11 protein-coding genes are annotated in these 11,025 nt (G+C 64.9%); all 11 read left to right on the forward strand.

Annotation, left to right across the window (positions count from 1 at the left end; all coding sequences use genetic code 11):
- Nucleotides 1–6 precede the first annotated feature (6 nt).
- The 11 genes from ACH49N_RS11065 (at nt 7) to nuoK (ending at nt 11,025) form a co-directional block, all read left to right on the forward strand.
- Entirely contained in the window at nt 7–366 is a 360-nt protein-coding gene (locus ACH49N_RS11065; protein ID WP_109335456.1) for an NADH-quinone oxidoreductase subunit A, read from the forward strand.
- 85 nt (nt 367–451) lie between these two features.
- The gene (locus ACH49N_RS11070; RefSeq protein WP_109334497.1) at nt 452–1,006 is read left to right on the forward strand and encodes an NADH-quinone oxidoreductase subunit B family protein; all 555 of its coding nucleotides are present in this window, start codon (nt 452–454) and stop codon (nt 1,004–1,006) included.
- A gap of 171 nt (nt 1,007–1,177) precedes the next feature.
- Entirely contained in the window at nt 1,178–1,804 is a 627-nt protein-coding gene (locus ACH49N_RS11075; protein WP_397504503.1) for an NADH-quinone oxidoreductase subunit C, read from the forward strand.
- On the forward strand, nt 1,804–3,144 hold the full coding sequence (nuoD, locus tag ACH49N_RS11080) for an NADH dehydrogenase (quinone) subunit D (RefSeq protein ID WP_358272437.1): 1,341 nt from the start codon (nt 1,804–1,806) through the stop codon (nt 3,142–3,144). The genes ACH49N_RS11075 and nuoD overlap by 1 nt, the downstream gene beginning before the upstream one ends.
- Nucleotides 3,141–4,115, forward strand: a complete 975-nt coding sequence (gene nuoE, locus ACH49N_RS11085; RefSeq protein WP_358272435.1) for an NADH-quinone oxidoreductase subunit NuoE — start codon at nt 3,141–3,143, stop codon at nt 4,113–4,115. The genes nuoD and nuoE overlap by 4 nt, the downstream gene beginning before the upstream one ends.
- A 1-nt stretch (nt 4,116) precedes the next feature.
- Nucleotides 4,117–5,415 carry an NADH-quinone oxidoreductase subunit NuoF gene (nuoF, locus tag ACH49N_RS11090; RefSeq protein WP_109334489.1) on the forward strand — a complete coding sequence of 433 codons (1,299 nt, stop codon included), beginning with the start codon at nt 4,117–4,119 and terminating at the stop codon, nt 5,413–5,415.
- A gap of 8 nt (nt 5,416–5,423) precedes the next feature.
- A complete protein-coding gene (locus ACH49N_RS11095) occupies nt 5,424–7,910 on the forward strand; it encodes an NADH-quinone oxidoreductase subunit G (RefSeq protein ID WP_358272661.1) in 2,487 nt (828 codons plus the stop codon).
- A 5-nt stretch (nt 7,911–7,915) separates the two neighbouring features.
- Entirely contained in the window at nt 7,916–9,259 is a 1,344-nt protein-coding gene (gene nuoH, locus ACH49N_RS11100) for an NADH-quinone oxidoreductase subunit NuoH (RefSeq protein ID WP_397504542.1), read from the forward strand.
- A complete protein-coding gene (gene nuoI / locus ACH49N_RS11105; protein WP_250767042.1) occupies nt 9,252–9,851 on the forward strand; it encodes an NADH-quinone oxidoreductase subunit NuoI in 600 nt (199 codons plus the stop codon). The genes nuoH and nuoI overlap by 8 nt, the downstream gene beginning before the upstream one ends.
- Nucleotides 9,845–10,729, forward strand: a complete 885-nt coding sequence (locus ACH49N_RS11110; protein WP_358272432.1) for an NADH-quinone oxidoreductase subunit J — start codon at nt 9,845–9,847, stop codon at nt 10,727–10,729. The genes nuoI and ACH49N_RS11110 overlap by 7 nt, the downstream gene beginning before the upstream one ends.
- Nucleotides 10,726–11,025 (forward strand): NADH-quinone oxidoreductase subunit NuoK, encoded by a 300-nt coding sequence (gene nuoK / locus ACH49N_RS11115; protein ID WP_109334483.1) that lies wholly within the window; start codon nt 10,726–10,728, stop codon nt 11,023–11,025. Before ACH49N_RS11110 ends, nuoK begins: the two co-directional genes overlap by 4 nt.

An 11,025-nucleotide genomic window follows, 5' to 3' on the forward strand; every position in this document is an offset into this window, starting at 1 on the left:
CAGCGCATGAACGTCTACGTGCCGATTCTCGTGCTCGGAGCAATTGCTGTCGCATTCGCGGTCGTATCGGTGATCTTGGCGTCGGTTGTCGGTCCGAAGCGCTACAACCGGGCCAAGCTCGACGCCTACGAATGCGGAATCGACCCCACCCCGCAACCGGTGGGTGGCGGCCGTTTTCCCGTGAAGTACTACCTGACCGCCATGTTGTTCATCATTTTCGATATCGAGATCGTGTTCCTTTATCCGTGGGCGATCCATTTCGATGCCCTCGGCTTCTTCGGTCTCGTTGCTATGGCTCTCTTCATTTTCAGCGCTGCGGTGGCCTATGTGTACGAGTGGCGGCGGGGCGGTCTCAGTTGGGATTAGGTGTCTTTTCGATCGCTCGCAGCGCTCGCATCTGACGGGCCGCGAAGCGGATGAATAGCGAAACCGGAAGTAGGAAGAGTCGGATATGGGTATCGAGGAGAAGGTGCCGAGCGGCTTTCTGCTGAGCACGGTGGAAGGTCTGGCCGGTTACGTACGGAAGGGCTCCCTGTGGCCCGCGACTTTCGGCCTCGCGTGCTGCGCGATCGAGATGATGGCCACCAGTGCCGGCCGGTTCGATATTGCCCGATTCGGGATGGAAGCATTCCGGGCGTCTCCGCGGCAGGCCGACCTGATGATCGTCGCCGGCCGGGTCAGCCAGAAGATGGCGCCGGTGCTGCGCCAGATCTACGACCAGATGGCGGAGCCGAAGTGGGTGCTGGCAATGGGTGTCTGTGCCTCCTCGGGGGGCATGTTCAACAACTACGCCATCGTCCAGGGCGTCGACCACGTGGTGCCGGTGGACATTTATCTGCCGGGCTGCCCTCCGCGGCCGGAGATGTTGCTGCACGCCATCTTGAAGTTGCACGAGAAGATCCAGGAAATGCCGCTGGGCGTGAACCGTGAAGAGGCGGTACGTGCGGCGGAGGAGGCCGCCCTGGCCGTCACTCCGACGATCGAGATGAAGGGCCTACTCCGATGACCGCAGAAAGCGAACCGAGCCGTGTGGCTGTGTTGTGCTCGGCCCGCGGAGCCTGGACTGAGGAGCGAGGGAGCGTAGCGAGTGAGTGACGAGGGAAGGGTTCGCGATACAGGCCGAGCACCCGCGAGCGAAGCGAGCAGTGTTTCTGAAGTGATCAGCGTTCGCCGCGGGATGTTCGGTGTGCGGGGCAGTGGGGATACGTCGGGGTATGGGCGGTTGGTGAGTCCGGTGGCGTTGCCGGGCAGTTCTCCTCGCCCGTTTGGTGGGTATTTCGATGAGGTGGCGGATGCCCTTGGGGCGGCGTTGGCGGAGCGGGGTGTGGGGGACGCGATCGAGCGGGTTGTCGTTTTCCGGGATGAGTTGACGTTCCATGTTCGCCGGGAGTTTTTGCGGGAGGTGGCGCGGGCGTTGCGGGATGATCCGTCGTTGCGTTTCGAGTTGTGTTTGGGGGTCAGTGGGGTGCATTACCCGCAGGAGGTGGGTCGGGAGCTGCATGCGGTGTATCCGTTGATGTCGATTACGCATAATCGCCGGGTTCGTGTGGAGGTGGCGTTGCCGGATGCGGATCCGCATGTGCCGTCGTTGTATGGGGTGTATCCGACGAATGATTGGCATGAGCGGGAGGCGTTCGACTTTTTCGGCATTGTGTTCGATGGTCATCCGTCGTTGACTCGGATCGAGATGCCTGATGACTGGTCGGGTCATCCGCAGCGGAAGGACTATCCGCTGGGCGGTATTCCTGTGGAGTTCAAGGGTGCGGAGATAGCGCCGCCCGATGAGCGGAGGGGGTACAACTGATGGGCGAGGGTGGGGCGCGGGCGGAGCGACCGGAGGTGATGGTCACTGTCGCCGGGCAGGATTGGGACGAGATCCTCGCGGCGGCGAGGGTGCCTGCGGAGGGTACCGCGCAGGGGACGGGCGAGGAGCGGATCGTCGTCAACATGGGACCTCAGCATCCCTCTACGCATGGTGTTTTGAGGCTCATCCTGGAGATCGAGGGTGAGACGGTCACCGAGGCGCGCTGTGGAATCGGCTACTTGCACACGGGGATCGAGAAGAACCTGGAGTACCGCAATTGGACTCAGGGTGTCACGTTCGTGACGCGGATGGATTATTTGTCTCCGTTTTTCAATGAGGCGGCGTACTGCCTGGGCGTGGAGAAGTTGCTGGGTGTCACCGACGAGATCCCGGAGCGGGCCACGGTTGTCCGGGTGATGCTGATGGAACTCAACCGCATTTCGTCGCATTTGGTGGCGTTGGCGACGGGTGGCATGGAATTGGGTGCCGTCACCGCGATGTTGTTCGGTTTCCGTGAGCGGGAGCTGATTCTGGATGTTTTCGAGACCATCACCGGTCTTCGGATGAATCATGCTTTCATCCGGCCGGGTGGGTTGGCTCAGGATCTTCCGGCCGGTGCTGTCGAGAAGGTTCGTGAGTTGCTGACGGTGCTGCCGTCACGGATTCGGGATATGGAGAACCTGCTCAACGAGAACCGGATCTGGAAGGCCCGCACCGAGGGGATCGGCTATTTGGATCTCACGGGTTGTATGGCGCTGGGGATCACCGGTCCGATGCTTCGTGCCACCGGTTTGCCGCACGACCTGCGGAAGTCGGAACCTTACTGTGGGTACGAGAATTATGAGTTCGACGTCTGTACCCATACCGGTTGTGATGCGTACGGCCGGTATCTGATTCGGGTGGACGAGATGAAGGAGTCGCTCAAGATCGTCGAGCAGTGCCTCGACCGGTTACGCCCCGGGCCCATCATGATCGAGGACAGGAAGATCGCCTGGCCGGCGGATCTGGCGTTGGATCGTGACGGATTGGGAAACTCCACCAGGCACGTGCGCAAGATCATGGACACCTCGATGGAGGGGTTGATCCACCATTTCAAGTTGGTGACCGAGGGTTTCCGGGTGCCGCCCGGCCAGGTCTATGTGGCGGTGGAATCGCCGCGAGGAGAACTGGGCGTGCACATGGTCAGCGACGGTGGCACCCGCCCGTATCGGGTGCACTACCGCGACCCCTCGTTCACCAACCTGCAGGCGGTGGCCGCCATGTGTGAGGGCGGCATGGTGTCGGACGTGATCGCCGCGGTCGCCAGCATCGATCCCGTCATGGGCGGAGTGGACCGATGAGCGCCCTGCCGAGAAGTCAGAGTCCGGCGCCGGCGACCGCAGCAAGCAAGAGCACACCGGTGTTCGTGGAGTTCGGACCACGGCCCGAGGAGAACAACCAGCTCGTGTGGCCGGGTGCGCGGGAGAGTTATCCGCCGGAGGTGCGGGCAAGGCTGGACGGAGAGGCCGCGGAGATCATCGGCCGCTACCCGAAGCCCGGGGCGGGGCCAGGAGAGCGACCGCAGAACACTGCCCGGTCCGCGTTGCTGCCCCTGCTGCACCTGGTGCAGGCGGAGGACGGGTACATCAGTCCGGCGGGTGTGGACTTCTGCGCCGATCAGCTCGGTCTCACCGGGGCCGAGGTGGCGGCGGTGGCCACCTTCTATTCGATGTACCGGCGCTCTCCGACCGGCGACTACTTCGTCGGGGTCTGTACCAACACATTGTGCGCGATCATGGGCGGTGACGCGATCCTTGCGGCGCTCGAGGATCACCTCGGTGTGCGACCGGGTGAGACGACGCCGGACGGCAAGGTCACGGTGGAGCACATCGAATGCAACGCGGCCTGCGACTTTGCTCCTGTGGTGATGGTCAACTGGGAATTTTTCGACAACCAGACCCCGGAGTCGGCCCGCACGCTGGTGGATTCGCTGCGATCCGGTGAGAAGGTGACACCCAGCCGGGGAGCGCCGCTGTGCACGTTCCGCGAGACAGCTCGCGTGCTCGCCGGATTCCCCGACGAGCGACCGGGAGCGTTGGAAGCCGGCGGCGGCGCCGGCCCTGCCACCCTGGCCGGGTTGCACGTCGCCCGAGAACTCGACATGGATGCGCCTTCCCCGCCGGCCGGGCCGTCGGGGTCGGGGCCGCACGCCGAGATCGGCAAGCCGTTGGCGACGGAGTCGACGAAGGACAAGCCGGCTCCCGCACCGTCCGAGCCGACGCCGCCGCATCAATCCACCTCCGGGACCGACCCGACACGTAAGGGAGACTGAGGTGCCGCTGACTCCTGTCCTCAGCCGGTACTGGGACGACCCCCAGTCCTGGACTCTCGACACCTACCACCGCCACGACGGGTACGAGGCGCTGCGCAAAGCGCTGAAGATGCAGCCGGACGAGGTCATCGACACGATCAAGGACTCGGGACTGCGGGGTCGTGGTGGTGCCGGATTCCCGACCGGGGTGAAGTGGGGTTTCATTCCACAGGACGACGCCAAACCGCACTATCTGGTGGTCAATGCGGATGAATCCGAGCCCGGCACCTGCAAGGACATTCCGTTGATGCTGGCCACCCCACACGCACTCGTCGAGGGCGTCATCATCGCCGCGTACGCCATTCGCGCCAGTCACGCCTTCATCTATCTGCGCGGTGAAGTGGTGCCTGTGCTGCGTCGCCTGCAAGCCGCGGTATCCGAGGCGTACGCCGCCGGGTACCTGGGCCGCAACATTCTCGGCAGCGGGTACGACCTCGACCTCGTCGTCCACGCGGGCGCCGGCGCGTACATTTGCGGTGAGGAAACTGCTCAACTCGATTCCCTGGAAGGCCGTCGCGGACAACCCCGTTTGCGCCCCCCATTCCCCGCGGTGGCCGGGTTGTACGCCTGCCCGACGGTCGTCAACAACGTCGAATCGATCGCGAGCGTGCCGCCGATTCTGCAGAACGGGGTCGAGTGGTTCCGTTCGATGGGCACCGAAAAGTCACCCGGTTTCACTCTCTATTCGCTGTCCGGACACGTCAGCCGGCCCGGGCAGTACGAGGCGCCGCTCGGCATCACGTTGCGGGAGCTCTTGGAATATGCGGGGGGAATACGCGCCGGGCATCAGCTGAAATTCTGGACCCCGGGTGGTTCGTCGACCCCGATGTTCACCGACGAGCACCTCGACGTTCCGCTCGACTACGAAGGCGTGGGTGCTGCAGGATCAATGCTCGGCACCAAGGCTTTACAGCTGTTCGACGAAACCACCTGTGTGGTGCGCGCGGTGCTGCGCTGGACCGAATTCTATGCCCACGAATCATGCGGCAAGTGCACGCCCTGCCGGGAAGGTACGTACTGGCTGGTGCAGATTTTGCAGCGACTCGAAAGCGGGGGCGGTTCCGAGACCGACCTCGAGAAGTTGCTCGACATTTCCGACAACATCCTCGGAAAGTCGTTCTGCGCCCTCGGTGACGGAGCGGCAAGCCCGATCATGTCTTCCCTGAAGTACTTCCGGGACGAGTATCTCGCGCACTTCGAACAGGGCGGCTGCCCATTCGATCCGCACCAGTCAACTCTCATGGCAGGAGTTCCCGCGTGACAGCCCAGGTGCCTGCGAGCGCAGCGAGCAAAGACGCACCCCCAGTGCCCACGAACGAGGTGAGCCTTGTCATCGACGGCGTCGATCTCAGCGTTCCCAAGGGCACGTTGGTCATTCGTGCCGCCGAGCTTGCCGGTATCCAGATTCCGCGTTTCTGTGATCACCCGCTGCTCGATCCGGTCGGCGCATGCCGACAGTGTCTGGTCGACGTGGAGGGGCAGCGGAAGCCGTTGGCCTCCTGCACGACCACCGTCACCGACGGCATGGTGGTTCGCACTCAGCTCACCTCGGCTGCCGCCGACAAGGCGCAGAAGGGTGTGATGGAGTTGTTGCTGATCAACCATCCGCTCGACTGCCCGGTCTGCGACAAGGGCGGCGAGTGTCCTCTGCAGAATCAGGCCATGTCGAACGGGCGTACGGAGTCTCGTTTCGAAGAAGTCAAACGCACCTTTCCCAAGCCGATCCCACTGTCCTCGCAGGTGTTGCTGGACCGGGAGCGGTGCGTGCTCTGTGCCCGGTGCACGCGTTTCTCCCAGCAGGTTGCCGGCGATCCGTTCATCGAACTTCAGGAGCGGGGTGCGCTGCAGCAGGTCGGCATCTATGCCAAGGAACCGTTCGAGTCGTATTTTTCCGGCAACACCGTACAGATTTGTCCGGTCGGTGCGCTGACCGGTGCCGCCTACCGGTTCCGGGCGCGTCCGTTCGACCTCGTCTCCAGCCCGAGTGTCTGCGAGCACTGCTCGAGCGGTTGCGCGCAGCGCACCGACGATCGCCGCGGCAAAGTGCTACGACGGTTGGCCGGTGACGATCCGGAGGTCAACGAGGAATGGAATTGCGACAAGGGGCGGTGGGCCTTTACCTACGCCACCGAGAGCGACCGTCTCACTACCCCATTGGTTCGCGATGACACGGGTGCTCTGGTGCCGGCTTCGTGGCCGGAAGCCCTTTCGGTCGCGGCCCGGGGGTTGGCGGCCGCGCGCGGAAATGCGGGGGTTCTCGTCGGCGGGCGGGCCACGGTAGAAGACGCGTACGCCTACGCCAAATTCGCCCGGGTTGCGCTCGATTCCAATGACATCGACTTCAGGATTCGCGCGCATTCGGCAGAAGAGGCCGAGTTCCTGGCGGCACGGGTCGCGGGCCGCGGACTGGAAGTGACCTACGACGATCTGGAGAAGGCACCGGCCGTCCTGCTCGTCGCGTTCGAGCCCGAAGAGGAGTCGCCCATCATCTTCTTGCGGCTCCGCAAGGCCGTACGCAAGAGCGGGCACAGCGTGTACTCGATTGCGCCCTTCACCACCCGCAGTCTGACGAAAATGTCAGGCCGGTTGCTGCGTGCGGTGCCGGGAGAGGAGGCGGCGTTGCTCGACGCGCTCGTCTCCCACCCGGAGACGAGACTCGACGAACAGGGCGCGGCACTCGCGGAGGCGTTGCGCCAATCCGGTGCGGTCATCCTGGTCGGTGAGCGCCTTGCGACCGTTCCCGGTGGGCTCTCCGCCGCCGCGCGCCTCGCCGACGCCACGGGAGCTCGCCTGGCATGGGTGCCGCGGCGGGCCGGTGAACGGGGTGCGGTCGACGCAGGCGTCCTGCCCACACTTCTACCCGGGGGTCGGCCTCTCGACGATCCGGAGTCCCGTCGACAGGTGGCGGAAATGTGGAACGTGCACGAACTGCCGTCGACTCCCGGTCGTGGAACAGCAGAAATTCTGGCCGCGGCAGCAGCAGGCACGCTCGGTGCACTGGTGATTGCCGGGGTAGAGGTCAGCGATCTGCCCGATCCGCGGGCCGCCCTGTCGGCAGTCGAGGCGGCGGACTTCGTCGTCAGTCTGGAATTGCGCAGCAGCGAGGTGACCGAGCGGGCGGACGTGGTCTTCCCCGTGGCACCAGTGGTGGAGAAACCGGGCACCTTCCTCGACTGGGAGGGTAGGCCGCGCGTGTTCGAGGCGGCCCTGCGCGGGACAGGGGCCATGCCCGACCAACGGGTCCTCGATGCCCTCGCTTCCGAGATGAACATCCGGCTCGGACTGCCGGATGCTGCGGCGGCACGCGCGGAACTGGGGCGGCTCGACCGCTGGGACGGGGAGCGACCGGCCGGGCCCGCGTATTCTCCGCGGGCGACGCCCCAGGCCGGACCCGGTGAAGCGGTTCTGGCAACTTGGCGGATGCTCCTCGATTCCGGACGTCTGCAGGACGGGGAACCCCATCTGGCCGGGACCGCTCGAACACCGGTTGTCCGGTTGTCGGCCGCGTCGGCCGCCGAAATCGGTGCCGCCGAGGGTTCCTCGGTAACCGTGAGCACCGACCGGGGATCGGTCACCCTCCCGCTGGTTGTCACCGATCTGCCCGATCGAGTGGTGTGGCTTCCCCTCAACTCGCCGGAATCCGCAGTCTTCCGGCAACTCGCAGCCCCGATGGGAAGCGTCGTCCGCGTCGCGAACGCCGTCGGTGCCGAGGCGACGCGGTCGTCGCCGACGAATGCGCCCGAGGAGGTCTCGTGACCGTTCTGTCGCTCGACTATCCCGACCCGACGTTGTTCGGCCACGACCCGTGGTGGCTGACCCTCGGGAAGGCCCTCGCCGTCTTCGTGTTCCTCATCCTGACTCCGCTGATCGCGATCCTCGCCGAGCGCAAGGTCATGGCCCGGATGCAGATGCGGATCGGCCCCAATCGGGTGGGACCCGGGGGCATGCTGCAGAGCCTCGCCGACGGGGTCAAGCTGGCGCTGAAGGAGGGCATCACCCCGAAAGGCGTCGACAAGCCTATTTATCTGCTTGCGCCGATCATCGCCGCGGTGCCCGCGTTCATGGCCTTCGCCGTCATCCCGTTCGGCCCGGAAGTCTCGATCCTCGGCCACCGCACGGCACTTCAGCTGACCGACCTCCCCGTGGCCGTCCTCTACGTCCTGGCGGTCACCTCGGTCGGCGTCTACGGGATCGTCTTGGCCGGGTGGGCGTCGGGCTCCACGTACCCACTGCTCGGTGGGCTGCGCTCGACCGCGCAGGTGATCTCGTACGAGATCGCGATGGCGCTGTCGTTCGCCGCCGTGTTCCTGCATGCGGGCACGATGTCCACGTCGGGGATCGTGGCGGCGCAAGACCGAATCTGGTACGTCTTTCTGTTGCTCCCCTCATTCCTCATCTATGTCACCTCGATGGTGGGGGAGACGAACCGCGCCCCGTTCGACCTGCCCGAGGCCGAGGGCGAACTCGTCGGCGGATTCCACACCGAGTACTCCTCGCTGAAATTCGCCATGTTCATGCTCGCCGAATACGTGAACATGGTGACGGTGTCAGCGCTCGCCACCACCTTGTTCCTCGGTGGCTGGCATGCGCCGTGGCCCTTCAACATGTGGGACGGCGCCAATTCGGGCTGGCTGCCCGTGCTGTGGTTCACCCTGAAGGTCTGGGGATTCCTGTTCGTGTTCATCTGGTTGCGGGGCACGCTTCCGCGACTGCGCTACGACCAGTTCATGAACATGGGCTGGAAGATACTGATACCGGTGTCGCTGGTGTGGATCATGATCGTCGCGACGGTGCGGGCCTTCCGCAACGAAGGGTACGACTTCTGGCCGGTCGCCCTCGTCACCGCCGGTGTGATCCTCGGGCTGGTGGTGTTCGCCATGCTGTGGAACCGACTCCGACGCAGGCAAACCCGTGTACCCGACCACGATGCGACGCGCGGAGCCGGAGAAGACGTTCCTGCGGCTGGCACGTTCGACCCCATGGCCGGAGGTTTCCCGGTGCCGCCGTTGCCCGGCCAGCGCTCACCGGTGCCCCCACGCACCCCCGTCACCGTGGGTCGTTCCGCAGGCTCCGCTCGAATGAACAGGGAGGACAGCGATGTCTAAGTTCCTCGACCCCATTGCCGGTTTCGGAGTGACGTTCTCGACGATGTTCAAGAAACCGAACACCGAGTACTACCCGGAGGAGAAGACCCCGACCGCTCCCCGCTACCACGGCCGGCACCAGCTCAACCGTCACCCGGACGGGTTGGAGAAGTGCATCGGGTGCGAACTGTGCGCCTGGGCGTGCCCCGCCGACGCCATCTATGTGGAGGGTGCCGACAACACGGCGTCGGAGCGCTATTCACCGGGTGAGCGGTACGGCCGGGTGTATCAGATCAACTACCTGCGCTGCATCGGCTGTGGGCTCTGCATCGAAGCGTGCCCCACACGGGCGCTGACGATGACCAACGAGTATGAAATGGCCGACGACAACCGGGCCGATCTCATCTACGACAAGGACCGGCTACTCGCGCCTCTCCAGCCGGACATGACGGCCCCGCCGCACCCGATGGCTCCCGGCACCACCGCGGAGGACTACTACCGCGGCACCGTGACGGCGGCGGCGCCCGCAGACACACCTGCCGCGGAAGCCGAAGACGACGAACGGCAGGTCGAGGTGAGCGAGACGATCAGGAAAGAAGAGGCGCGGTGGTGACTTCCCTGTCTTCCGCCATCCTGGCCGCGGAGCCCCTCACCCGGACGTCGACGGGGGAGGCCGTCCAATTCTGGATCCTCGGCGCGGTGGTGGTCATCGGTGCTGTGGGAATGGTCATTGCGCCGAAGGCGGTGTACTCGGCCATCTTCCTCGCCATGACGATGATCATCCTGGCCATCTTCTACATCGCCCAGGGTGCACTGTTCCTCGGTGTCGTGCAGGTCGTGGTTTACACCGGCGCCGTCATGATGCTGTTCCTCTTCGTGCTCATGCTCGTCGGCGTCGACTCGTCCGACTCGCTGGTCGAAACGATACGAGGCCAGCGGACCGCCGCGATAGCAGCGGCAATCGGGTTCGGACTCCTCCTGATCGGCGGCCTCGGCAATGCGTCGACGCAGTGGGCGCGCTCGGCCGAAGGGCCCGGCTTCACCGATCTGGAGCAGGCCAACGCCGGCGGGAATGTCGAGGGCCTCGCCGAGCTGATCTTCCTGCAGTACGTCTGGGCCTTCGAACTGACCGGTGCATTGCTGATCACCGCAACCATCGGCGCCATGGTGCTGGCCCATCGCGAGCGGTTCGACACCCGCAAGGGGCAGCGCGAGCTGTCCCAGGACCGCTTCCGTCGATGGGCGGAACGGACCGTCGGCGACACCCCCGACGCCCACGTCACCCCCCTACCGAGTCCGGGTGTCTACGCACGGCACAACGCCGTCGACATGCCGGCCCTGCTGCCGGACGGTTCGTATTCACGGCTGTCGGTCAGCCGGGTGCTTCACCAGCGCGGACGTCACCCCATCGGAGCCGTGCCCGAAGAGAACAACGGCGAGGGGATCCCGCGGGCACAGTCCACAGCGTTCGGTGAGGAGGGCACACGATGAACCCGGAAAACTACCTGTATCTGTCCGCCCTGCTGTTCACGATCGGCGCGGCGGGGGTGCTTCTCCGACGCAACGCCATCGTCGTGTTCATGTGCATCGAATTGATGCTCAACGCCACCAACCTGGCCTTCGTCACCTTCTCCCGGATGCACGGCAACCTCGACGGGCAAGTCTTCGCGTTCTTCACCATGGTCGTCGCAGCGGCCGAAGTGGTGGTCGGACTGGCGATCATCATGACCATCTTCCGCTCGCGCCGATCGGCCTCGGTCGACGACGCCAACCTGCTGAGGTACTGA

The sequence above is a fragment of the Rhodococcus sp. NPDC019647 genome (genome assembly GCF_044389235.1).
Taxonomy (GTDB): Bacteria; Actinomycetota; Actinomycetes; order Mycobacteriales; family Mycobacteriaceae; genus Rhodococcus_F; species Rhodococcus_F oxybenzonivorans.

Excerpts from the sequence above, each read along its gene's own strand:
- ACH49N_RS11065 (WP_109335456.1), top strand. The coding sequence starts at position 7 with ATGAACGTCTACGTGCCGATTCTCGTGCTCGGAGCAATTGCTGTCGCA.
- ACH49N_RS11070 (WP_109334497.1), top strand. The coding sequence starts at position 452 with ATGGGTATCGAGGAGAAGGTGCCGAGCGGCTTTCTGCTGAGCACGGTG.
- ACH49N_RS11075 (WP_397504503.1), top strand. The coding sequence starts at position 1,178 with ATGTTCGGTGTGCGGGGCAGTGGGGATACGTCGGGGTATGGGCGGTTG.
- nuoD (WP_358272437.1), top strand. The coding sequence starts at position 1,804 with ATGGGCGAGGGTGGGGCGCGGGCGGAGCGACCGGAGGTGATGGTCACT.
- nuoE (WP_358272435.1), top strand. The coding sequence starts at position 3,141 with ATGAGCGCCCTGCCGAGAAGTCAGAGTCCGGCGCCGGCGACCGCAGCA.
- nuoI (WP_250767042.1), top strand. The coding sequence starts at position 9,252 with ATGTCTAAGTTCCTCGACCCCATTGCCGGTTTCGGAGTGACGTTCTCG.
- nuoK (WP_109334483.1), top strand. The coding sequence starts at position 10,726 with ATGAACCCGGAAAACTACCTGTATCTGTCCGCCCTGCTGTTCACGATC.